The organism is Intestinimonas butyriciproducens, assembly GCF_016901775.1.
Lineage (GTDB): Bacteria > Bacillota > Clostridia > Oscillospirales > Butyricicoccaceae > Pseudobutyricicoccus.
Genome location: NZ_JACJKW010000008.1, coordinates 60,069 through 83,406, shown reverse-complemented (window position 1 = coordinate 83,406; position 23,338 = coordinate 60,069). Strand labels below are relative to the sequence as shown.

General features: G+C 57.5%; 25 protein-coding genes. 23 read left to right on the top strand and 2 right to left on the bottom strand.

The window, feature by feature from the left end; genetic code table 11:
• Positions 1–18: 18 nt before the first annotated feature.
• A complete protein-coding gene (gene rpiB / locus H6A25_RS05870) occupies positions 19–462 on the top strand; it encodes a ribose 5-phosphate isomerase B (RefSeq protein WP_204751052.1) in 444 nt (147 codons plus the stop codon).
• Positions 463–507: 45 nt separating this feature from the next.
• Entirely contained in the window at positions 508–1,143 is a 636-nt protein-coding gene (gene upp / locus H6A25_RS05865; RefSeq protein ID WP_204751051.1) for a uracil phosphoribosyltransferase, read from the top strand.
• A 54-nt stretch (positions 1,144–1,197) separates the two neighbouring features.
• Here the strand turns inward: upp and H6A25_RS05860 are convergent, their stop codons facing one another.
• Entirely contained in the window at positions 1,198–2,529 is a 1,332-nt protein-coding gene (locus H6A25_RS05860) for a D-alanyl-D-alanine carboxypeptidase family protein (protein WP_204751050.1), read from the bottom strand.
• A gap of 143 nt (positions 2,530–2,672) precedes the next feature.
• On the opposite strand from H6A25_RS05860, the gene H6A25_RS05855 reads away from it, so the two are divergent.
• From H6A25_RS05855 to H6A25_RS05840, 4 genes are read left to right on the top strand one after another with little or no spacing between them, the layout of a single operon-like run.
• A complete protein-coding gene (locus H6A25_RS05855) occupies positions 2,673–3,059 on the top strand; it encodes a ComEA family DNA-binding protein (RefSeq protein WP_204751049.1) in 387 nt (128 codons plus the stop codon).
• Between the two features lie 35 nt (positions 3,060–3,094).
• Positions 3,095–3,799 carry a response regulator transcription factor gene (locus H6A25_RS05850; protein ID WP_204751048.1) on the top strand — a complete coding sequence of 235 codons (705 nt, stop codon included), beginning with the start codon at positions 3,095–3,097 and terminating at the stop codon, positions 3,797–3,799.
• A 28-nt stretch (positions 3,800–3,827) separates the two neighbouring features.
• Positions 3,828–5,210, top strand: a complete 1,383-nt coding sequence (locus H6A25_RS05845; RefSeq protein WP_204751047.1) for a sensor histidine kinase — start codon at positions 3,828–3,830, stop codon at positions 5,208–5,210.
• Complete coding sequence (locus H6A25_RS05840) at positions 5,207–6,127, top strand: GerMN domain-containing protein (protein ID WP_204751046.1); 921 nt, start codon at positions 5,207–5,209, stop codon at positions 6,125–6,127. The genes H6A25_RS05845 and H6A25_RS05840 overlap by 4 nt, the downstream gene beginning before the upstream one ends.
• 281 nt (positions 6,128–6,408) lie before the next feature.
• On the opposite strand, the gene H6A25_RS13065 is transcribed toward H6A25_RS05840, so the two are convergent.
• A complete protein-coding gene (locus H6A25_RS13065; RefSeq protein ID WP_204751045.1) occupies positions 6,409–7,665 on the bottom strand; it encodes a polysaccharide deacetylase family protein in 1,257 nt (418 codons plus the stop codon).
• A gap of 123 nt (positions 7,666–7,788) precedes the next feature.
• On the opposite strand from H6A25_RS13065, the gene H6A25_RS05830 reads away from it, so the two are divergent.
• The 17 genes from H6A25_RS05830 to H6A25_RS05750 all read left to right on the top strand — a co-directional run bounded on the left by H6A25_RS05830 (position 7,789) and on the right by H6A25_RS05750 (position 23,331).
• Complete coding sequence (locus tag H6A25_RS05830; RefSeq protein ID WP_204751044.1) at positions 7,789–8,043, top strand: DUF3343 domain-containing protein; 255 nt, start codon at positions 7,789–7,791, stop codon at positions 8,041–8,043.
• A 17-nt stretch (positions 8,044–8,060) separates the two neighbouring features.
• Positions 8,061–9,182 (top strand): aminotransferase class V-fold PLP-dependent enzyme, encoded by a 1,122-nt coding sequence (locus tag H6A25_RS05825; RefSeq protein WP_204751043.1) that lies wholly within the window; start codon positions 8,061–8,063, stop codon positions 9,180–9,182.
• Positions 9,183–9,285: 103 nt separating this feature from the next.
• Entirely contained in the window at positions 9,286–10,134 is an 849-nt protein-coding gene (gene cdaA, locus H6A25_RS05820) for a diadenylate cyclase CdaA (RefSeq protein ID WP_204751042.1), read from the top strand.
• Positions 10,131–11,375 carry a CdaR family protein gene (locus tag H6A25_RS05815; RefSeq protein ID WP_204751041.1) on the top strand — a complete coding sequence of 415 codons (1,245 nt, stop codon included), beginning with the start codon at positions 10,131–10,133 and terminating at the stop codon, positions 11,373–11,375. The genes cdaA and H6A25_RS05815 overlap by 4 nt, the downstream gene beginning before the upstream one ends.
• The gene (locus tag H6A25_RS05810) at positions 11,372–12,964 is read left to right on the top strand and encodes an NAD(P)/FAD-dependent oxidoreductase (protein ID WP_204751040.1); all 1,593 of its coding nucleotides are present in this window, start codon (positions 11,372–11,374) and stop codon (positions 12,962–12,964) included. Before H6A25_RS05815 ends, H6A25_RS05810 begins: the two co-directional genes overlap by 4 nt.
• 4 nt (positions 12,965–12,968) lie before the next feature.
• Positions 12,969–13,379, top strand: coding sequence for a SoxR reducing system RseC family protein (locus tag H6A25_RS05805; RefSeq protein ID WP_204751039.1), 411 nt, complete (start codon positions 12,969–12,971; stop codon positions 13,377–13,379).
• Positions 13,380–13,442: 63 nt separating this feature from the next.
• Positions 13,443–14,321: a YicC/YloC family endoribonuclease gene (locus H6A25_RS05800; RefSeq protein WP_204751038.1), complete on the top strand. Its 879-nt coding sequence runs from the start codon at positions 13,443–13,445 to the stop codon at positions 14,319–14,321.
• 6 nt (positions 14,322–14,327) lie between these two features.
• Entirely contained in the window at positions 14,328–14,600 is a 273-nt protein-coding gene (remA, locus tag H6A25_RS05795) for an extracellular matrix/biofilm regulator RemA (RefSeq protein WP_204751037.1), read from the top strand.
• On the top strand, positions 14,593–15,183 hold the full coding sequence (gene gmk, locus H6A25_RS05790) for a guanylate kinase (RefSeq protein WP_204751036.1): 591 nt from the start codon (positions 14,593–14,595) through the stop codon (positions 15,181–15,183). Before remA ends, gmk begins: the two co-directional genes overlap by 8 nt.
• Positions 15,184–15,190: 7 nt before the next feature.
• Positions 15,191–15,505, top strand: a complete 315-nt coding sequence (gene rpoZ, locus H6A25_RS05785; protein WP_204751035.1) for a DNA-directed RNA polymerase subunit omega — start codon at positions 15,191–15,193, stop codon at positions 15,503–15,505.
• A gap of 105 nt (positions 15,506–15,610) precedes the next feature.
• The gene (gene priA, locus H6A25_RS05780) at positions 15,611–18,076 is read left to right on the top strand and encodes a replication restart helicase PriA (RefSeq protein ID WP_204751034.1); all 2,466 of its coding nucleotides are present in this window, start codon (positions 15,611–15,613) and stop codon (positions 18,074–18,076) included.
• A 41-nt stretch (positions 18,077–18,117) separates the two neighbouring features.
• Complete coding sequence (gene def, locus H6A25_RS05775; protein ID WP_204751033.1) at positions 18,118–18,585, top strand: peptide deformylase; 468 nt, start codon at positions 18,118–18,120, stop codon at positions 18,583–18,585.
• The gene (fmt, locus tag H6A25_RS05770; RefSeq protein ID WP_243423259.1) at positions 18,582–19,511 is read left to right on the top strand and encodes a methionyl-tRNA formyltransferase; all 930 of its coding nucleotides are present in this window, start codon (positions 18,582–18,584) and stop codon (positions 19,509–19,511) included. Before def ends, fmt begins: the two co-directional genes overlap by 4 nt.
• Positions 19,512–19,528: 17 nt before the next feature.
• A complete protein-coding gene (locus tag H6A25_RS05765; protein WP_204751032.1) occupies positions 19,529–20,215 on the top strand; it encodes a zinc metallopeptidase in 687 nt (228 codons plus the stop codon).
• Complete coding sequence (rsmB, locus tag H6A25_RS05760) at positions 20,215–21,549, top strand: 16S rRNA (cytosine(967)-C(5))-methyltransferase RsmB (RefSeq protein ID WP_204751031.1); 1,335 nt, start codon at positions 20,215–20,217, stop codon at positions 21,547–21,549. Before H6A25_RS05765 ends, rsmB begins: the two co-directional genes overlap by 1 nt.
• 1 nt (position 21,550) lies before the next feature.
• Complete coding sequence (gene rlmN / locus H6A25_RS05755; protein ID WP_204751030.1) at positions 21,551–22,600, top strand: 23S rRNA (adenine(2503)-C(2))-methyltransferase RlmN; 1,050 nt, start codon at positions 21,551–21,553, stop codon at positions 22,598–22,600.
• Complete coding sequence (locus H6A25_RS05750) at positions 22,597–23,331, top strand: Stp1/IreP family PP2C-type Ser/Thr phosphatase (RefSeq protein WP_204751029.1); 735 nt, start codon at positions 22,597–22,599, stop codon at positions 23,329–23,331. The genes rlmN and H6A25_RS05750 overlap by 4 nt, the downstream gene beginning before the upstream one ends.
• Positions 23,332–23,338: the final 7 nt, after the last annotated feature.

The following is a 23,338-nucleotide window of genomic DNA, read 5'->3' as shown; positions in this document are numbered from 1 at the left end:
AAGAAAGGAACGATCAGTATGAAAATCGCAATGGGATCGGATCACGCAGGCTTTGCTTTGAAAGAGCAGGTCAAAAAGCATTTGAAAGAGATGGGCTGCGAAGTGGAGGATGTGGGCACCTATGACGAAAAGTCCTGCCACTATCCCATCTATGCCCAGAAAGTGGCCATGGAAGTGGTCAGCGGCCGGGCCGGTCAGGGCATTCTGATCTGCGGCACCGGAGCGGGTATGGCCATCGCCGCCAACAAGATCAAGGGCATCCGGGCAGTGACTGTGTCCGATTGCTTTACCGCACGGGCGGTGCGGATGCACAACGATGCCAATGTGCTGTGCATGGGCGCCAGAGTCATCGGTTCGGGCCTGGCCTGCCTGATCGCCCAGCTGTTTGTGGAGACCGAGTTTGAAGGCGGACGCCATCAGACCCGTCTGGATATGATCACCGACATCGAAAACGGCAAATAAAATTTTCGTTTTCCATCATAGGGCCGGAAAACGGCCGGAGGAATCATGGAACACAAGAATCTGCATCTGCTGGATCATCCGCTGGTTCAGCACAAGATGGCCTTTTTGCGGGATAAGAACACCGGGGTCAAGGAGTTTCGCACATTGATCGGGGAAGTGTCCACGCTGCTGTGCCTGGAGGCCACCCGGGACCTGCCCCTGCGCCCGGCGCAGGTGGAAACCCCGGTGGGGATGGCCGATGTACAGATGCTGGCCGGGCGAAAGCTGGCCATCGTCCCCATTCTGCGGGCGGGGCTGGGCATGGTGGACGGCATTTTACAGCTGGTCCCCGCTGCCAAAACCGGGCATATTGGCCTGGAGCGGAATCATGAGACTCTGGAGCCCAGGGAGTATTACTGCAAGCTGCCCTCGGATATCTCTCAGCGGGATGTGCTGCTGCTGGATCCTATGCTGGCCACCGGCGGCAGTGCTTCGGCGGCCATCCAGCTGCTGAAAAAGAAGGGGGTACGGCGTTTGAGCTTTGTGTGCGTGGTGGCCGCTCCGGAAGGGGTGGAGCGCATCACACGGGAGCACCCCGACATTCCCATTTACTGCGCCGCCCTGGATCAGGGACTCAATGAAAACGGTTATATTGTCCCCGGCCTGGGGGATGCGGGAGACCGGATTTTCGGCACGGAATAAAGGGCATAAAAAAGGGAGGAGACCCAATGTCTCCTCCCGGAATGGGAAAGCATGTTACCGTCTGCCCTGTCCCGAATAATAGCGGCGGCGGGCACGCTTTTTGCGGCGGTTGCGGCGCCGTTTGGTGGATACAAAGATCAGAAACAGAAGAAGCAGGATCAGCACCACCAGAATGATGCGGAACAAGGGGCTTCTGAAAAACTCCTGCACCTGGAAGAGGGCATAGAGCACATCGGAACGCTCAATATCCTCCGAGGCCACCAGATCGATGGTACCGTATTCGGTATCGCCGATGAACACCTTGGCCGTGCCCAGTTTCTCCCCCTTTTTGATGGGAGCATCGGCGGTGGCCACCGCATCCACTTCGTAGGTCACCTGACTCAGATCGGTGTCATTGTGAAGCAAAAGTTCGCTGTCGGCAGAAGCCACCAGCTTGGTATGCTCTTTGCCGGCGGCAAAGCGGACGGGCACTTCCTGGATGGGGGTGTCGGCTGAGGTAACGGTCTGGAGGGAGAAATTCTTCTTGGCGTAATCCAGCAGCTTGATGGTCTCGGTGTAGCAGCCGATATCGCCGGTCTCCGGGTCCTTCTCACCACCCAGCACCACGGTGATGTAGTCCAGCTCGCCGCTCTGAGCGCCGCCGATGAGGCAGTAGCCGGCGGGCGTGGTGGTGCCGGTTTTGATGCCGTAGGCACCTTTGTAGAAGTAACGGCCGTCTTTCAGACGGGAGATCAGGTGGTTGGTGGTGGTGATGGTGGTTTCGCTTTCGTGCATATTGGTGGGCTGGAGCTTATACTGAGTCTTGCCCACGATCTCACGAAGCTCGGGAATTTCCATGGCCGCTTGGGCAATGATGGCCAGATCCCGGGCGGAAGTGTAGTGGTTTTCGTCATGGAGACCGCTGGGGTTTGCAAAGTGGGTGTTCTGGCATCCCAGTTCCTCAGCCTTCTCGTTCATCAGATCGGCAAAAGCGCTGTTTGATGAGCTGATGTGTTCGGCCAGGGCGTTGGCGGCATCGTTGCCCGAGGCGATGAGAAGATAGTGGAGCATATCCATAAACTCCATCTGCTCTCCGTTTTTGAGGAAGACGCTGCTGCCTTGTTCCGCAAGACCATCCACCGCCTGAAAGGAAACCGAGATCATGTCGCCGGGGGAACAGTGTTCCCAGGCCACCAGGGCGGTCATCAGTTTGGTGGTGCTGGCCGGATAAAGCTTGTCGTCAGCATGGTATTCATAGAGGACCTGACCGGTGGTGATTTCCACCAGAAAAGCCGCTTTGGCGTTGATGGTCAAATCCGGCTCTTCTGTTACCGGTGCGGCTTGGGCCGACACCGCGAAGATCATAATTAGCGCGAGGAAAAGCGCTGTCAGCTGTTTGGGTTTCATATCCATCCTCCTGCATCATCAAAATCTCTGCTCCCCGATTTTTGGGGATACGAATGCTATTGTATCAAAAGAGCAGCAGCAATGCAACGATAAGGGTGGATTTTTAAGAAAATGGAGAGAAAGACACACCAGAGTGAGCAAATATGAAAAAAAGGGCGTTGGATTTTCTGATGGCCGCCTGTCTCCTTGTTTGTCTGGGATTTTTGGGCGGAAGGATGAGCGTGATGCTGGAAGGCCCCACCCTGTCCTGGTCCCAGGGAGCACAGCTTGTCCGGCTGCCGCAGTTGTCCTTGGAAGCATATCAGGTGGAGGAAAATGACGAGACGCCGGAAGAGCTGATGGTCAACATCAATCAGGCCGGGGAAGAAGAGCTTTGCCAGCTTCCCCAGATCGGACCGGCCCGGGCGCAGAGCATCCTGGAATACCGGGAGAAAAACGGGCCCTTTGCCTCCATTCAGGAGATCCGGGCGGTCAGCGGCATTGGAGATGGGATCTTTCAGCAGATCAGGGAGCATATCACCGTGGACTGAATGTCTGCGGACACAATTTTGACGGAGGGGAACCTATGCGAGTATTGGTAGTAGACGATGAAAAATTGCTGGTAAAAGGCATTAAATTCAACTTGGAAAACGACGGATATCAGGTGGATACCGCCTATGATGGGGCCCAGGCTCTGTCCATGGTGAAGGAGCAGAAGTATGACATCATCATTCTGGATCTGATGCTGCCGGAAGTCAACGGGCTGGAGGTCTGCCGGAAGATCCGGGAAAACTCCAATGTGCCGGTGATCATGCTCACCGCCAAAAGCGAAGGGGTGGACAAGCTCATCGGTTTTGAATACGGGGCCGATGACTATGTGACAAAGCCCTTTGATATCCTGGAGCTGAAAGCCCGCATCCGGGCCATTCTCCGCCGGGCCGGCAGCCAGCCCACCTCTGACCTCCAGGACGATCAGATCAAGGTGGGGGATCTTCTGATCGACACCGCTCAGCGTTCTGTGTTCAAAAACGGCCGTGCCACCGATCTCACCGCCAAAGAGTTTGACCTTCTGGTGATGCTGGCCCGCAATCCGGGCCGGGTGTTCAGCCGGGAAGGGCTGCTCAGCGTGGTGTGGGGCGAAGACTATCCTGGAGATATCCGCACAGTGGATGTGCATGTCCGCCGCCTGAGAGAGAAACTGGAAACAGATGACGCCAATCCCGAATACATTCTGACCAAGTGGGGGGTCGGTTACTATTTCAAGCCCAACAGCAGCGCTCAAGCTGATTAAAACCCTTCGCTTCCGCATCGCCTTTTCCATGCTGGTGACGGTGGTCACATTGCTTTTGGTGCTGAATTTTTATCCGGCCCAGGCGGTGCGCAAGCTGATTATCAACTCCAAGGAAACGGAGCTTCTGGAGAGGGCCAAGACCTTTTCCGCTACTTTGGAAGAGTTTACCACCCTGACCCAGGAGAATATCCTGGTGTCGGTGCAGGTGCTGGATCTGGACGAACAGCAGCGGATTTTGGTCACTGACAGTTTTGGCAGCGTGATTTATGACAATTCCAAAGTCAGTTCTCTGGCGGGGACTTATGCCCTTCTGCCCGATATCGTAGCCGCACTGGAAGGCTGCGATGTGTTCCGCTGCCGTTATGGGGAAACGGCCTTTATTTCCGACGCCGCATCCCCTGTGATGAAAGGCGAAAAGGCCATCGGCGCCGTTTATATCTATGACTATGACACCGAGCAGGCCGCCTTTCTCAACAGCACCCGCAGCAATATTTTCCGTATTTCTTTGGTGCTGGCTGTGGTGGGGGCGGCGGCCCTGGGCTTCCTGATGGTCTATTTCGGCAAAAGAGTGGGTCAGCTGGTGCGGGGCATCCAGTCCATGAGCGCCGGCAATTATGATTCCCGCATCCATCTCCAGGGACAGGACGAACTGTCCCAGGTGGCCGATGAGTTCAATGAGCTGGCCGACCGGCTGCAAAAAACCGAAGAGCTGCGCCGGGAGTTTGTCTCCAATGCGTCTCACGAGCTGAAGACACCCCTGGCTTCCATCAAGCTGCTTTCCGATTCCATTTTGCAGACCAAGGATATCCCCAGAGAGTCGGTCAATGAGTTTCTCACCGACATCAACGAGGAAATCGATCGTCTGACCCGGATCACCGAGCGGCTTTTGCAGCTGACCAAGCTGGATTATGTATCCTCCAATCAGATGCAGTCCTGCAATCTGAATGGTCTTGTGAAGAAGATCACCGACCTGCTGAAAGAGAACGCTGTCCATGCCCAGGTGGAAATCGAAAACCGGATGGAAGAGGATCTGTGGGTGCTGTTTGATCGGGACGGCCTTTATCAGGTGGTGTTCAATTTGGTGGAAAACGCCATCAAATACAATCGAAAAGGCGGAAAAGTGGTGCTGAAAGGCTGGAAAGAGACCGAAGAGGAAAGGCGGGTGTGCCTGACGGTGCAGGACACCGGCATTGGTATCCCGGAGGACGAGCTGTCCCATATTTTTGAACGGTTTTACCGGGTGGACAAAGCCCGCAGCCGGGAGAAGGGCGGCACCGGTCTGGGCCTGGCCATTGTGGCCGACTGGCTGAAAAATGCCGGAGGCGATATCCAGGTGGAAAGCACATTGGGCGAGGGAACCACATTCCGGGTCACGCTGCTGGCGGGGCCTTGTGAGGAGGCGGCGTCATGAAGCGAACCATGAAGCGGATGGCGTTCCTCTGTTTGTGCCTGCTGATGCTGTGCGCCGCCATTGCGGCCAGCTGCCATCAGCGGGAAAAAGAAGCAGAGGAAGGAGAGCTTCAGCTCCAGATCTATTGCCTGCGCATGAATGACGAGAAAAAGCAGCCCCGGGGGCTTGAGGCCGAAGAAGTCACCGTGCCTCAGGGAGAGAATATCCAGGAAACGGTGGAGAACATCCTGCTGAAGATCAAACAGGTCAGCGGCGGGGGGAAATCTGCGGCCATTCCCGCCGGTGTAACGGTGAACGAGGTGGCTTTTTATGGAAACAGCGTCATCGTCAGTCTGTCCTCCACCTTCGATGAACTGCCGGAGGTGGAAAAAAGTCTGGCGGCCGCTGCCATTGCCCTGACCCTCACCCAGCTGGATTCTATCGATTATGTGAAGGTCTCCTGTGCCACCGACAGCTATAACGCATCCAATGATTTTTATCTCAATGGAGACAATGTGATTCTGGACGAAAGCGCCATCCAGTTCAACACCTTTGACATCACATTGTATCTGGTGAATACCCAGACCGATCAGCTGGAAAAAGTGGTCCGCACCCTGAAAACCGAAGAGGATCAGGTGTATCTCAACGGCGTGTTCAGCGAACTGGTGCGCCAGCCGGAAGAAGATGATCTTCGTTCTCCGGTCCCCCAGGGTATGATGCTCCGGCGGCTTTCTTCGGAAAATGGCGTGTGTGAGCTGGATTTTCTGGAGATCGGGGTGGAGAAGGTGAAGGAGCTGGACGAACTGTCCATTCAGGCCATCGTGAATACCATGTGTGCCCAGCATGGCGTTCGGGGCGTATTGCTGCGCATCGGCGGAGAACCCTTGTCCCGGTATGGCATCCAAGGATATGACGATGTGCTGACATTCGAAAAATAAAAAGAACAACACGAACAAAAAAGCCATGGGCTGTAAAGGCCCATGGCTCAGACTGTCAAAAAACCGATATAGCCAGAGGGAAGGGTTTGCCCTACCCCTCATCAATTCGCAAAAACCGGCGACCTGTGCGTCGGTTTTTGCACCTCTCAAGGGGCAAGTGTGCGCCAAGGGCGTGCATGCAGGCCCTTGCAAAAACTCGAAAAAGTGGCCTGAGCCACTTTTTCGACACGCTCAGCCATGGGCTGCAAAGGCCCATGGCTTTTTTGTTCTTTCTTTTTATGTTACCGCATTTCCTGGATCTGATTGATGGGGGTGATGGTTTCGGAGATCGGGCGGATCTCGCAGTTGTTCTGGCGGAAATAAGAGACCAGAGAGGACAGGGCCTGGACGCTGGAGGAATTGCTCATCAGGGACAGCACCACATGGCCCGGAGTATTTTCCAGCAGGGAAACGCAGGAGGAATAAATGGCGGAAGAAGAGCTCCAGAGCCGGGTGTCGCCGCTGGGATCCCACAGCCGGTAACCGGCTGTGATCAAAGCGTCCCGTTCTTCCTGGGAAAGGTTTTGGCTGCCTCCTGGCACCATCAGGGCCCGGCTGTGGGTCTTGGTCACCGCCTGGATCACATCCTGGGTGTCCTGGGCCTGACGGAGAAGTTCCTCAGTGGACTGGAAGGTGGAGCCGTCTCCATAGAGATTGTTGCCGATCACATGGCCGCTGGCCGCCGCACGCAGGAGATAATCGCTGTTTGCTCCCTGGCTCCGGGGAGTGACAAAAAAGGCGGCGGTATAATTGTTGCTGTCCAGAATGTCCAGGATCTCAGCGGTATATTCGTTCATATCCCCCTGAATGGCCAGATAAACCACCTTGGCGTTGGGGGTTTCCGGGGTGTCCGGTTCCCCGCCAGTACTGGGAATGTCGGGCTCTCCCGGGTCTGTGGAAGTGCCGGGATCATCGGGGGTAGAGGGCGTGGGGTCATCCGGGCCCGGAGAGGTGCTCTGGTTATAGGTGGCCTGGTACTGCTCATAGATGCTGCGCATCACCGAAAAGCCTTTGCTCACCAGATCCTCATCGGATATGCCGCTGTCGTCGGTGTTGATGCGGATCACCGGCCCCAGCAATGTGCTGGACAGATAAGAATAGCGGAAACCGAAGGCATCACACACCACGCGGGCCGGTACATAGTAGGTTCCGTTATGGCGCACAGCGTTGGCGGGATACACATTGCCCTGTTCATCCCGGGTAATGGCATTGGCCATGTCGAAGGTAAGAATGTGGTTGATATTATAAAGGACCAACTGGTTGTTGACGCTGTCGTATTTTCCCATCAGGCCCGGGTTGGGAGCGGCGGTGAAAGTGGAGTAGGGAACATAGGGCAGGCCGCCGATGATGGTGGGCATGGTGGAAGGGGTGGGGTTTCGAAGGAAGGTGTCGTTGATGGCAGTGAAAATGACGCCGGGAGCAGCCTGGGTTGGCAGGGGAGAAAAGCAGGCGCAGAAAAACAGCAGAAGAAGCACCAAAGCACAGAACCGTTTTTTCACCGGAAACCCTCCTTTTTTTATTTCACAGCCCATTTTCACCCATTATATAAGAATTTTTCTCCGGGCGCAAGGAGGGAACGCTGGAAAAAGCGGCGCATAGACTGAAGGGAAGAGGTGATTTTGATGAAGGATGCCAGTTTGATGATATTCCGTTCGGTAACCTATGCCCAGCGGGCTGGGCGGGTGTTGGAAAAGCAGGGGATCACCACCTATATGCTGCGCAGCCAGGCCATCTTGGGCGGCGGTTCCTGCAGCTATGCCCTGAAGGTGGCGCCCAGGCAGCTGGAGCACTCCCTGGAAATTTTGCGCCAATGCCAAATCCCGGTGAACGGAGTCTATGTGCTGGACAAGTGGGGACATTACCAAAAGGCCCAATAAAACAGGAGGGGAATGGGATGATTTATCTGGACAGCGGCGCCACCACCTGGCAGAAACCCCGGCAGGTGTTCCGGGCGGTACAGAAGGCCATGGAATCTTGTGCCAATCCGGGGCGAAGCGGCCACCGGCCGGCCCGGGAGGCCGAGCGGGTGGTGTATTCCTGCCGGGAGGAAGCGGCGGAATTTTTTGGCCTGGACCGGCCGGAGCGGGTGGTTTTTACCCAAAATGCCACCCACAGTCTGAATCTGGCCATCAAAAGCCTGCTCCATGAGGGGAGCCATGCCGTCATTACCGGATATGAACACAACAGCGTGGTACGGCCCCTGGAGGCCATGAAGGGGCAGGGTGTCACCTATACGGCGGTGTCCTCCTGTCTGTTTGATCCGGAGGACATGGCCCGGCAGATGGAACGGGCCATTACAAAGGAGACACGGTGCATGATCGTATGCCATGTGTCCAATGTGTTTGGTTCCATCGCTCCGTTGGAAGAGTTGGATCGGATCTGTCTGCGGCATGGGCTTTCCATGATCGTGGACGCGTCCCAGTCGGCAGGGATGCTGCCTCTTTCGGTGAAAAAATATCCCAGTGCGGCATTTTTCTGCATGCCGGGACACAAAGGGCTTTACGGCCCCCAGGGGACAGGACTGCTTCTTTGCTGTAAAGACATTCCCCTTTATACCATTATGGAAGGCGGGACGGGAAGCCGGTCGCTGGAGGTGACGCAGCCGGATTTTCTCCCCGATGCCCTGGAAAGCGGCACCCTGAATGTGCCGGGGATCGCCGGGCTATGGGAAGGGCTGAAATTCATCAGAAGACAGGGATGCGAGGCGATCCTCCGGCGGGAGCAGGAACTGATCGGTCTGCTGGCGCGGCAGCTTGGGGAGCAGAACAACCTCCGGGTGTTTGCCGGGGGAGAGAACCAGGCCGGGGTGCTGTCGGTGGTTTTTCCCATCCCATCGGAGGAAGCGGCGGAAAAGCTGGCTTCCCAGGGGGTCTGCGTGCGGGCCGGGCTCCACTGTGCGCCTTTGGCTCACCGCACCGCAGGCACCTTGCCCGACGGCACTGTGCGCCTGAGCGTGTCGGCTTTCAACACAAAGCGGGAGATGATCCGGGCGGCCGATCTGATCGCCAAAATGTGAACGAATTTAAAAATGTTTCCCATTTTTTCTTTTTTGATATTGAAAAGAAGAGCGCTTATTGATAGTATAATAAGTAAATTATACATTGAAAATAGGTGTTTCCATGGAATTTGTCGATAATCTGACCCATTTTATCCGATTGCTTACCGTGGCGGACCTGGTGGATATCCTGCTGATCTCTGTGGTGGTCTACAAGGCCCTCAAACTCATCCGTCACACCAATGCGGAAAAACTGGTCAAAGGCATCGTGCTGCTGCTTTTGGCCACGCTGGTCTCCGGCGTATTCAAACTGAAAGTGATCCAGTTTTTGCTGGATCAGCTGATGCGGATGGGCCCCATTGCGGTGGTGGTCATCTTCCAACCCGAACTGCGGAAAATGCTGGAGCAGTTCGGGCGCAGTAAGCTGCCCTTTTTGCACCGTACGGGCGCCATGGGGGATGAAAAGACTTTGCAGGTGGCCATTATGCGCATCATGGAGGCCGTCTCTTCCATGGCCTGGTCCAAAACCGGTGTGCTGCTGGTGTTCGAGCGGGGAGATAACCTGGACCATATCGTCAAAACAGGCTCCACCATCGATGCCGAAGTCAATGCGGAACTTCTGAAAAATATTTTTTACAACAAAGCGCCCCTGCATGACGGCGCCGTCATTATCAGCCAGGGCCGGATCAAGGCGGCGGGATGCCTTCTGCCCCTTTCGGCCAATCTGAATATCAGCAAAGAGCTGGGGACCCGCCACCGGGCTGCCGTGGGCATGAGCGAAAACTCCGATGCCCTGTGCGTGGTGGTTTCCGAGGAAACCGGCTCCATCTCCCTGGCCGAGGGCGGCATGCTCAAACGGCATCTGGCGGTGGAGACCCTGGAGCGGCTGCTCATCAACGGCCTGATGCCTGCTGATGAGGAAAAGACCTCTTCGGGCAACCTGTTTGCAAAGCTCAGGGGGAAGAAAAAATGATGGAATGGATTCGAAAACACGATATTCTCACCCGGGTGCTTTCGGTGCTGGTGGCCATGATGCTCTGGCTTTATGTGGTGGAAAACAACGATGAGGACACCACCAAGACCTATCGGAACATCGGCATACAGATCCAGGGCCTGGACACCCTGCGGGAAAACGGCATGACGGTGATCGATGGCGCCGATACCACAGTGGATGTGACGGTGATTGGCAAATGGGACTCCCTGCTCAATGTGCGGCAGGATAAATTCCTTATTACAGTGGATGTATCCAATATCACCGCTCCCGGCGTCTATGAACTGCAATACACTGTGGCCACCAATGTGGACGGGGCCCGGGTGGCCGACAAAAACCCCCGCCTGATCACTTTGACCATCGACCGGATCATCAACAAGAGCGTTCCGGTGGATCTGGAGGTCACCGGCTCGGTGCCCGACGGTTATCTGCTGGATGACAACTATGTGGTATCTCCCACGGCGGTGGAGGTCCAGGGGCCGGAAAGCCAGCTGGAAAATATCGAAACCGCCTATGCCACCGTGGATGTGAGCGATCTGAAGCAGGCCTCCACCATGAAGGTCTCCTATACGCTGCTGGACGCCCAGGGCGAGCCGGTGGATATGAGCCGCATCACAGTGGAAGAGGCAGCGGTGAGCGTCACCATTCAGGTGCACAAAGCGGGCGTCGTGCCCCTGGTGCTGGATGTGACCGGCATCCCCGGTCTGCCGGACAGCGCCGTCACCTATACCATCGACCCGGCCAATGTGGAGATCAAGGGAACACCGGAAACATTGGCCACCATCAACAGCATCAATCTGGGCAGCGTCAGTCTGGCTGCTTTGCTGGCCCAGGGTCAGACCCAGGTGACCCTGCCCATCATCCTTCCCAATGGCGTCACATCGGAGAGCGTACCGCCGGAGGCCACAGTCACTTTTGATTTCAGCCATCTGGATGAGAAAACCCTCCAGATCCCCGCAGAGCAGTTCACTTCTGTGGAAGGATATGACTTTGTGACCCAGTCTCTGGAAGTACGGCTGCTGGGCGTGGAACAGGCTGTGAGCGCCTTGACCACCCAGGATGTATCGGTCACCTTTGATTCTGCGGAGTTGGGTGAGCTGGCCGAGGGTGAGCAGGCTACCGTTTCGGCGGTGGTGACCTGCGGCGCCGACGATGTGGTGGTGCTGGGCAGATATGAGCTGACGGTGACGCCAGCCGTAGTGGAAGTGGTACCGGAAGAATGAGTTTGATTGTTTCAGGCATCCGCCTGCCCTTTGAGCAGGCGGATGCATCCGCGCTGGAACATGCGCGCCGGCAGTGCGGCCTGGGGAAAAACCAGGTGACTGCCAGCCGGATCTATAAAAAATCCCTGGATCTGCGCCATGGGAAATTGACCAAGGTCTTTTCCGTTTTGTTGGATACCCCCTTGGAAGAGCGGGTCTTGCAGCAAAAGGGAGAAGGTTCCATCCGGAAAAAAGCGGCGCCATTGCAGCTTTCTCCCGGGGGAGAAAAAAAGATGGCCCATCCGCCGGTGGTGGTGGGCCTGGGACCTGCGGGGCTGTTTGCCGCTTTGAGCCTGGCCGAGCAGGGCTACCGGCCTTTGGTGCTGGAGCAGGGCGCGCCTCTCCCGGAGCGGGATCGGGTGATAAAAGCTTTCCAGGATGGCGGCCCTTTGAATGAAAAAACAAATATCCAATTTGGCGAAGGCGGGGCGGGAGCTTATTCCGATGGAAAGCTCACCACCCGTATCCATGATCCCCGGTGCGAACTGGTGCTGGAGCAGCTTCTGCGCCATGGCGCACCGCCGGAGACCGCTCTGGCCCAGAAGCCTCACATCGGCACCGATCTTCTCAAAGGAGTGGTCACCTCCATCCGCCAGCGCATAGAGCAGCTGGGAGGACAGGTGGAGTTTCATTGCACTGTCACCGGCTTTCGCCGGGAAGGGGACAGGCTGAAAGCCATTGTTACCGACAAAGGGGAGATCCCCTGTGAGGTGGCGGTGCTGGCCGTGGGCCACAGTGCCCGGCCTTTGTTCTGCACTTTGGCGGAAGAGGGATTTGCCCTGATGCGGAAAGCCTTTTCCGTGGGAGTGCGTGCAGAGCATCTTCAGGAGACCATCGACCGGGGCCGCTATGGGGCCTATGCCGGGAAAGCAGAGCTGCCCCCGGCGGAATACAACCTGTCCTGGCGGCAGGGAGAGCGGGCCTGTTATTCCTTTTGTATGTGCCCGGGAGGCCAGGTGGTGGCAGCGGCCAGCGAGCAAGGGGGCGTTGTCACCAACGGCATGAGCTATCACGCCCGGGATGGGCGCAATGCCAACGCCGCTCTGGCGGTGTCGGTGCTGCCGGAGGACCTTCCCGGAAGCGATCCTTTGGAAGGAGTACACTTCCAGCGGCAGCTGGAGCAAAAAGCCTTCCGGATGGCAGGAAACCATTTTGCCGCTCCGGTGCAGACCTATGGAGATCTGCGGGAAGGCCGGGTGTCCAGCCGGTTCGGACGGGTACAGCCCACCTATGACCGGGGGACGGAATTTGCCGACTTACGGCAGGTGCTGCCCCCCTTTGTGTGGGAGATGCTGCTGGGGGCCATGCCCCGGTTTGGCCGTCAGGTGCCCGGGTTTGACGGAGAGGACACCCTGTTTACCGGGGTGGAGACCAGGACTTCTTCGCCGGTGCGCATCCTGCGGGGAGAGGATCTGTTCGCTCCCGGCTGCCGGGGGCTCATTCCCTGCGGGGAAGGGGCTGGCTATGCCGGCGGGATCATGAGCGCCGCCGTGGACGGCATCCGGGCGGCGGAGCGGATTATGGAAGAATACCGTCCTTTGGAGGAGTGAGAATATGGAACAGACAGGAAGAGTGGTGGGAATTTTGCCCAGCGGCCGGGCTCAGGTGGAGATCCAGCGCCGGGCCGCTTGTGCCTCGGACTGTGAAAAATGCGGCGGCTGTTCCCATCCGGAGCAGACCATGCTGGTGGAGGCTCCCAATGGCTGCGGCGCCAAGGTGGGAGAAAAAGTGGTGATCGAAGCCCATACGGCCAGCATTTTGTCCATTGCGGCCCTGGTATATCTCATGCCGGTGATTCTGATGATCGCCTGCTATTTTGTGCCGGTACCCGGTGGGGAGGGAGTGCGGATTCTGTGCTCTCTGGCGGGACTGGCTGTGGGAGTCGCTTTCTGCATGTTCTATTCCCGGCGGATGAAGAAAAATCGCCGGGTGCTGTTTGTCATCCGTCCTCTTCGCCGGGGCTGATTGCCAAAACAGGCGGAATGTGCTATAATTAACAAGTTACCTTGGAAACAAGGGGGAATAAAAATGATCAAGAGCATGACCGGCTATGGCCGGCAAAAAGGAGAGAACGAGCGGCGGGAAGTCCAGGTGGAGATCAAATCGGTGAATCACCGGTATCTGGACCTGAATGTGAAGGTGCCCCGCATCTATTCTTTCCTGGAAGAACCCATCAAAACGGCGGTTTCTGCCGCTGTGGCCCGGGGTAAAGTGGACATTTATCTGTCCATCGCTGCCAAGGAAGGCGGGGATGTGAAGGTATCGCCCAACCTGGCTCTGGCCGGGGAATATCTGCGGGCTTTATGGCAGGTGCGGGACACCTACTCTCTGAAAGACGATATCTCGGTGATGGAGCTTTCTCGTATGCCCGATCTTCTCACCGTGGCCCGGGAAGAGCCGGACGCCGAGGAAGTGAAAGCCCAGGTGCTGGAAGTTCTGGGGCGGGCTCTGGAAGAGTACAACGCCATGCGGCGCACCGAGGGCGAGCGTCTTTGCCAGGACATTGCCCGTCGGGGCCAGGAGATCGGCAAAATGGTGGACCAGGTGGAAATCCGCTCTCCCCAGTCGGTGGAGGAATACCGTCAGAAGATCGCCCAGCGGATGAACGAGATCCTGGGTGACAGCGACATTGCCGAACAGCGCATCCTGGCCGAAGCGGCCCTTTTTGCCGACAAGGTGTCGGTGACCGAGGAAGTGGTGCGTCTGCGCAGCCACCTTTCCCAGCTTCAGAAAATGGTGCAGGGAGATGCCCCGGTGGGCCGGAAGCTGGATTTTCTGGTGCAGGAGCTGAACCGGGAAGCCAATACCATCGGTTCCAAAGCCAACGACTATGAGCTGGCCCAGATCGTCATCGAGATCAAAGCAGAGATCGAAAAGATCCGGGAACAGATCCAGAACCTGGAGTGAGCGGCTATGAAACTGATCAACATCGGCTTTGGAAACATGGTCTCCGCCAGCCGTCTGGTGGCCATCGTCAGCCCGGAATCGGCGCCCATCAAGCGGATTATCCAAAATGCCAAAGAGAAGAATATGCTCATCGACGCCACCTACGGCCGGCGCACCCGGGCGGTGCTGATCACCGATTCGGAGCATGTGATTTTGTCGCCCCTGCAGCCGGAGACCGTGGCCAACCGTTTGGGCAACCTGGATTATGACGAGGATGAAGGGGAAGAGGAAGATGAGTAAAGGCAATCTGTTTATCGTCACCGGCCCTTCCGGCGCCGGAAAAGGCACTGTGCTGGGGCGGCTTCTGCCTTCCATGGAGCAGCTGCAATATTCCGTTTCGGCCACCACCCGGGCTCCCCGGGAGGGGGAAGAGGACGGGGTCAATTACTATTTCCTGAACCGGAATGATTTTCTCAATATGGTGGATCGGGGCGAGTTTCTGGAATATGCCGAGTATGTGGGCAATTTCTATGGAACCCCCGCAGGCCCGGTGGACGAGTGCCTGGAAAAGGGCGTGGATGTGATACTGGAGATCGAGGTCCAGGGCGCGCTGACGGTGAAAAGCAAGCGGCCCGAGGCCAAACTGGTCTTTATCATCCCTCCCACTTTTGCCGACCTGGAGCTTCGGCTGCGCTCCCGGGGCAGTGAAAGCGATGAAGTGATCGCAAAACGGCTGGAAAAGGCCAAGGAAGAATATTCCATGGCGAACCACTATGATTATATCGTGTGCAATGGGGAAGTGGAGCAGGCAGTGGAAGAGCTGCGCTCCATCATCAAAGCGGCCCGGTGCACCGTGGATCGCCGAATCAATTTGCTGAGGTGAATAAGTTATGATGCTGGAACCTACCATGAGCGATCTGCTCAAGACGATTCCCAACCGGTATTTGCTGGTGAATATTGCTGCAAAGCGTGCCCGGGACATTGCCGATGCCGCTGAAATGGCGGAGGAGCCCCTGGAGGACAAGCCGGTGAAGCTGGCCCTTTATGATATCATCGATCATCGGATCCGTCCGGTGCTCCATCCTGTGGAGGAGACCGAGACCGAGAGCACCAGCCCGGAAGCCATGTTGGCTGCTCTGGAGCAGACAGCGCCGGAAGAGCAGGAGACGGGGCTGGACATGGAAACGGAAAACGAGGAAGAGTAAGGATTTGCAGATGAGGGGTTGTCTTAGCGCGGCCGGGAAAAGGCGGGGAAATTTTCCGCCTGTCTCCCTGCGCCAAGGCGGCCCCTTTTGCCGGTGAGGGATGGTATGTATCTGATTGCAAAGGTGGCAGTGGCCGCAGCGGTCATTTCCATCGACAAAGCCTATGATTATCTGGTGCCGCCCTCTCTGGAGGAAGAAGCCCAAAGGGGAAGGCGGGTCACCGCTCCCTTTGGCCGGGGCAATCATTTGACCGATGGCTTTATTCTGGAAACAGAACAAAGGGAGGAAAAGCCCCGGGGGGTCAAGGCCCTGGCTCATATCTTCGGCCCGGAAGCGGCACTGGATGAAGAAGGGCTCTCCCTGGCGGGTACCTTGCGCCGCCGGTATTTCTGCACCTTTTTCGAAGCGGCCAACCTGATGATGCCTCCGGGCGTCTGGTCCCGCCGGACCTATTACCGGCTGGCTCCCGGGCTGACGGTGGAAGAAGCCTGCGCCCGGTGGGAAAATGACTGGGATGCCCAGGCAGTCTGCCAGACCCTGGGAGACAAGGGAGAGGCCGTGGCGGAGGAGGTTTTGAAAAAAAGCCTGTCGGCCACAGCGCTGAAAAGGGTGTGCAAAGCCCTTTTGCAGGATCATACCATGGAAAAGACGGTGCGCTTTGACGGCGGCCCTCGGGATCAGACCATCCGGATTCTGCGTCTGGCCATGCCCCTTTCTCAGGCCGTGGCCGCACTGCGTCGGGGTAAGGGCTATGAAAAACGGGTGGAAGCTCTGGAGTGCATCGCAGGCTTCCAGGGTATACCGGAAAAAGAGGTGTGCTATCTCACCGGTATTCCCCAGAGCGCTTTGCGGCGTATGGAGCAAAATGGACTTTTGTCCTGCCGGATGGAAGAAACTTTCCGCCGGGTGACGGTCTCCCAAGGGGAGGAAGCAACTCCTTTGTGTTTGGAGCCGGAGCAGCAAAAGGTCTGCGAGGGCATCCAGGCCATGGGACTGCAGCAGCCCGGGGCTGCTTTGCTGCAAGGAGTCACCGGCAGCGGTAAGACCCAGGTGTATATCAAGCTGATCCAGTGGGCGCTGGAGCAGGGGCGCACCGCCATGGTGCTGGTGCCGGAAATCTCCCTGACACCCCAGCTGCTTCGCCGGTTCTGTGCTTATTTTAAAGAGGATGTGGCGGTGTTCCACAGCGGCCTCACGCCGGGACAGCGCTATGACGAATACAAACGGGTGAAAACCGGCAAGGCCCGGGTGGTTCTGGGCACCCGCAGCGCCGTGTTCGCCCCTCTGAACAATATCGGCCTGATCATTCTGGACGAAGAACAGGAATGGACCTATAAATCCGATGTGACGCCCCGGTATCATGCCAGGGAAGTGGCCAAATACCGATGCGTCCATCATAAGGCTTTGCTTTTGCTGGGCAGCGCCACCCCGGCCATGGAGAGCCGGTTTCTGGCGGAAGAGGGAAAATACCGGTTTTTCCGCCTGGATCACCGGTACCGGAATACCCCTTTGCCCCGGGTGATCGTGGACGATCTGCGGCAGCAGCTGCGGGAAGGGGAACCGGATATCATCGGAAGGGCCTTACAGAAGGAGCTGGAGCACAATCTTCAGAAAGGGGAACAGAGTGTACTGTTTCTCAACCGCCGGGGAAACAGCCGCCTGGTCACCTGCGTCAGCTGCGGCTATATCCCCCAGTGCGAAAACTGTTCGGTGGCTCTGACCTATCACTCCAAAAACGGACGGCTTATGTGCCATCACTGCGGTTATTCCCAGCCCATGCCGGAAAAGTGCCCCCAGTGCGGGGAAGAGCATCTGCGGCTGGTGGGCTTCGGTACCCAGAAGGTACAGCAGGAGTTGGAAAGCAAATTTCCCGGTATCCGGATCATTCGCATGGATGCTGACACCACGGTGCAGCGCACCTCCCACGAAACACTGCTGGACGCCTTCGGCCGGGGGGAAGCCCAGGTGCTGCTGGGAACCCAGATGATCGCCAAAGGGCTGGATTTTGACAATGTGACCCTGGTAGGGGTGCTGGACGCCGATCTGTCTTTGTACAGCGGAGACTACCGGGCGGGAGAGCGCACCTTTTCCCTGCTCACCCAGGTCATTGGCCGGGCGGGAAGGCGGGAGCGGGAAGGGAGGGCGGTGATCCAGACCTATACGCCGAAAAATCCGGTGATTCTGGCGGCCGCTGCCCAGGATTACGATGGTTTTTATGAGTATGAGATCAATGTGCGGCAGGCGCTGCTGGCGCCGCCTTTTGCCCATGTGATTTCCTTCCTTCTCAGCGGAGAAACTCAGGAGCGGACTCTTCGCTCGGCCCAGCGTCTGGCCGCCACACTGGAAGGGTGTTTTGAGGGGCCTTATGCTGCCCTGCGTGCCCCAGTGCTGGGGCCTGCGCCGCCGGCCATTCAGGTGCTCAACCGAAAGTACCGGTATCAGGTGTCTTTCCGGGGAAAAGATGACGCCATAACCCGCCGTTTGGTGATGGATCTTCTCCGGGCTTTTTATGGGGATTCAGCCAACCGGGGAATTACCCTGGTGGCCGACATCGATCCCTATTCCTTATAAACGAAAGATCGTTACTTTATATCACGAAGGAGTTTTGGAAAATGGCAATTCGTACCATCGTCACGGAAGGGGACAGCTGCCTTGCCAAGGTCTGCCGTCCTGTCACCGATTTCAACGACCGTCTCCACATGCTGCTGGACGATATGCGGGACACCCTGGAAAAGGCCGAAGGGGCCGGTCTGGCTGCCCCCCAGGTGGGCGTTCTTCGCCGGGCCGCTTTGATCATGGACGGTCAGGGAGGCTATATCGAGCTGATCAACCCGGTGATCACTTGGGAAGAGGGGAGCCAGGATGGCCCCGAGGGCTGTCTCAGCGTTCCGGGCCGTTACGGCATGGTGGAGCGGCCCCAAAAGGTCACCGTTCGCTTCCAGGACAGAAACGGCAAGGATCAGGAAATCCATCTGGAAGACTTCTTGGCCCGGGCCGCCTGCCACGAGATCGATCATCTGGATGGTTTGCTGTACACCCGTCTGGTGTCCAGATATCTGAACCCTGAGGATTTTGAATGATGCGTATTGTTTATATGGGAACGCCGGAATTTGCCGTGGCCCCCTTGAAAGGGCTGCTGGAAATGGGGGAAACTGTGGTAGGGGTCTTTACCCAGCAGGACAAACCCCAGGGCCGGGGCATGAAAATGGCGCCGCCGCCGGTGAAAAAGGCGGCGCTGGAGCATGATCTTCCGGTTTTTCAGCCGGAGAGCTTCAAAACAGAGGAAGCCTTCCAGCAGCTGAAAGACCTGGAACCCGATCTGGTGGTGGTGACAGCCTATGGGCAGATTTTGCCCAAGCGGGTGCTGGAGCTGCCCCGGTACGGCTGTGTCAATGTCCACGCTTCCTTGCTGCCCGATTACAGGGGAGCAAGCCCCATCCAGCAGGTGATTTTGCGGGGAGAAACCAAAACCGGCGTGACCATCATGCAGATGGACCGGGGGCTGGATACCGGGGATATTCTGCTGATGAGGGAGATCCCCATTGAGCCCCGGGAGACGGCGGACAGCCTCCACGATAAACTGGCTTTGCTGGGCAAAGAGACTTTGTGCCTCTTTATGGAAAAACTGAAAAAAGGGGAGATTATCCCGGAGCCTCAGCCCAAAGAATGCCGGTTTTATGCGCCGCTGATCAAAAAGCAGGACGGGCAGATCCATTTTACCGAAAGTGCTGTCACAATCGACCGGATGGCCCGGGGCCTGACGCCCTGGCCGGGAATTTTCACCACTTTCCAGGGGAAGACTATCAAATTATTCGGAATTCATGTGAAAGAGGGGTCTGGCGGTGAGCCGGGAGCCATCCTCTCCTGCACGCCGGAAGGGCTGACGGTGGCCTGTCCCGATGGACAGGTGGTCATCGCCCAGCTTCAGGCCCCCGGGGGAAAGAGAATGGCCTGTGTTGACTATTTCAGAGGGCATCCGTATAATAAGGACGACCGTTTCGAATAGCAGAAAGGACGATCTTTATGTTTTTTGATTATTACTATCTGGTCCTGGTCATGCCTGCCATTTTGTTCGCTTTGTGGGCCCAGGCCCAGGTGAGCGGCACATTTGAGAAGTTTTCCAAAGTGCGCACCATGCGGGGCCTCACCGGCGCCCAGGCGGCAGAAGCCGTTTTGCGGGCCGGGGGCGTTTACGATGTGCGCATCGAGCGCATACACGGCAACCTCACCGACCACTTCGATCCCCGGGCCAAGGTGATCCGCCTGTCCGATTCGGTGTACGACAGCCCCAGTGTGGCGGCAGTAGGTGTTGCGGCTCACGAAGCGGGCCACGCTGTGCAGCACGCCCAGGACTATTTCCCTATCAAAGTGCGTTCGGCCATCATCCCGGTGACTCAGGTGGGATCCTCTTTGGCTTTGCCCCTGATCATCATCGGCCTGGTGCTTTCCAGCCTGAATCTGGTCTATCTGGGCATCGCCTTTTTCGGCCTGTCCACCGTGTTCCAGGCGGTGACTCTGCCGGTGGAGTTTGACGCTTCCCGCCGGGCCATTGCCACACTGGGCAGCGAGGGGCTTTTGTCCCAGGAAGAGCTGCCCGGGGCCAAAAAGACGCTGCGGGCCGCCGCTCTCACCTATGTGGCGGCGCTGGCCGTCTCCCTGGCCCAACTGCTTCGGCTGCTGCTGCTCTTTGGCGGCCGCCGGGACGACTGATGGCCTCCTCGGCCCGCTCTGCCGCTTTGGAAGGGCTGAAAGCCTGGCGGCTGCGGGGAACCTGGCCCGATCAGTTTGTAAAAAAAGAGCTGCCAGCCCTGGGCCTTTCTCCAAAGGACAAAGGCCTTTCGGTGCAGCTGTTATATGGCACCATCCAGAATTTGCAGCGCATTGATTTTTATATTGGCTGTTATTCCTCGGTGAAACTGCGCAAGATTATGCCTCAGGTGCTGGACTGCCTGCGGCTGGGGGTCTATCAGCTGGTGTTTCTTGAGAAGATTCCTGTCAGCGCCGCGGTGAACGAGTCGGTGAACCTGGCCAAGAAGGCCGGGGGAGCTCGGGCGGGCGGTTTTGTCAACGCCATTTTGCGGAAGGTGGCTTCTCAGCGGGAAAACTTGCCGGAAGTGACCGGGGAGGACGCTCCATCCCGCATGGCGGTCTTTTATTCCCATCCCTTGTGGTTTGTCCGGCGGATGGTCTCCCTGTTGGGAGAAGAGGAGACCTGGAAGCTTCTGGAGGCCGACAACACGCCGCCCCCTGTGACCGCCCGGGTCAACCGGCAGCACCTGACCGGGGAAGAGCTGATCGCCCGCCTGGAGCAGGAAGGGATTACGGCCCATCTGCATCCCTGGCTGCCCGACTGTGTCGTTTTTGACACAGGGGGCGATCTGACAGGCACACGCTGTTTTGCAGAGGGGCTGTTTACCATCCAGGACACCGCCAGCCAGCTTCCGCCCTGGGCGCTGGATATCCGGCCGGGGGAGAATGTGGTGGATGTGTGCGCCGCCCCCGGCGGCAAAACCCTCATCGCCGGGCAGATGCAGCAGGGGCAGGGGAGGCTCATTGCCATGGATCTCCACCCTTTCAAATGCCGCCAGCTGGAGGAGACCGGAAAGCGCATGGGGCTGGAGCAGCTTTCTGTGCGATGCTGGGATTCCCGGAAGGCCGCTTCCGATCTTCTGGACCAGGCGGACAAGGTGATTTGTGATGTGCCCTGCTCAGGCATGGGCATTTTGCGGAAAAAAGCGGACATCCGCTTTAAAAAAGAGGAAGATCTTTCCGGCCTGCCCCAGATCCAAGGGGAAATTCTGCAGGCGGCCGCCTCCTATTGCCGGCCTGGCGGAAGGCTGGTCTATTCCACCTGCACCATTCTGCCGGAGGAAAACCAGCAGGTGGTAGAGGCCTTTTTGAAGCAGAACAAGGCGTTTTCCCTTTGTCCTCTGGTGCTGCCCGGGGACATGGGGGCGGAAGAGGGATACCGCACCTTCTATCCCCACAAAGATGGCACCGACGGGTTCTTTATCGCCTGTCTGTGCCGGAATCAGGAGTCCTGATATGGAGAAAGTTTGCATCAAATCCATGCTGCCCGGGCAGGTGCAGGAATACATGGTTTCCCTGGGAGAGCCTTCTTACCGGGGAAAGCAGGTCTTTCGCTGGCTGACCCAGGGGGTTACTTCCTTTGACGATATGAGTGACCTGTCAAAGTCCCTGCGGGAAAAGCTGAAAGAGAAGGCCTTTATCACAAAACCGGAGATCGTGCGGAAACAGGTCTCGGCCCGGGACGGCACGGTGAAATACTTATTTGGTCTTGCAGACGGCAACTGTGTGGAAACGGTGGTCATGCGTTATGAGCATGGCAACAGCGTCTGTCTTTCCACTCAGGCCGGGTGTCATATGGGCTGCGCCTTCTGTGCCTCCTTTGAAAAAGGGGAGACCCGGGATCTGACTCCCGCGGAGATACTGGACCAGGTGCTGTTTGCCCAGAAGGACAGCGGGCTGAAAATTTCCAACATCGTGCTGATGGGCACCGGAGAGCCGCTGGACAATTACGATAATGTGGTGCAGTTTCTCCGCCTGGTCAGCTGTCCGGAAGGGCTCCATATCGGCATGCGCCACATTTCCCTTTCCACCTGCGGGCTGGTGCCACGGATCCGGGAGCTCTCTCAGCTGGATTTCCAGCTGACATTGTCCATCTCCCTTCACGCGCCCAACAACAGGATCCGCAGCACCATCATGCCGGTGAACAACAAATACCCGGTGGAGGAACTGATCCGGGCCTGCCGGGATTATTTTGCCGCCACCGGGCGGCGCATCTCCTTTGAATATGCCATGATCGCCGGGGTCAACGACAGCGACACATGTGCCAGAGAGCTGGCCGCCCTTCTGCGGGGGCTGATGTGCCACATCAACCTGATCCCCCTCAATCATGTGGAGGGAAGCCCCCTGGCTCCCTCCAGCCGGGAGACCATCCGGCGTTTCCAGGAGATTTTGCAGAAAAAGGGCTTTAATGTGACGGTGCGGCGCAGTCTGGGCGGGGATATCGATGCATCCTGCGGCCAGCTCCGGCGCAAGGCCATGGCGGAAAAGAGGAAGGAAAACAAATGAAATTCTGGGGAAATTCCGACAGGGGAATGGTGCGCAGCGAAAATCAGGATACCTACCGGATGGCATCTTTGCCCCAGGGAGCGGAGCTTTTGCTGGTTTGCGACGGCATGGGCGGCGCCCAGGGAGGCAAAGTGGCCAGCACCATTGCCTGCCGCGCCTTTGAAGAAGAGGCACGCCGCCTTCTTCAGAAGGAAGAGGGGGAAGCGCCTTCCTTTTCCGATGTGATCACTGCCTCGGCCCAGGCGGCCAACCGGGCGGTGTACGAAAGCGCCAGGCAGGATGCCCACCTTATGGGGATGGGTACGACGCTGGTGTGTCTGCTCACCGACGGCAAACAGGGAGCGGTGGGCAATATCGGCGACAGCCGGGCCTATCTTATCGATGGGGAAGGCCTGCACCAGGTGACAAACGACCATTCCCTGGTGGCCGAGATGGTGCGGCGGGGAGAGCTGTCTGCCATGGAGGCCCGTCACCATCCCAACAAAAATGTGATCACCCGGGCTTTGGGTGTGGAGCAGTCGGTGAGCTGTGATGTGTTTCCTCTGACACCGGAGGAAGGCCAGTTTGTGCTGCTTTGTTCCGACGGCTTGACCAATGAGGTCAGCGAACCGGAGATCTATTATGAAGTGTTCCAGTCCCAGGCGCCGGAAAAGGCCTGTGACACCCTGATCGACATCGCAAAGGATCGTGGCGGACGGGACAATATCACTGTTTTGCTGGCATCATTCTAGGAGGAGT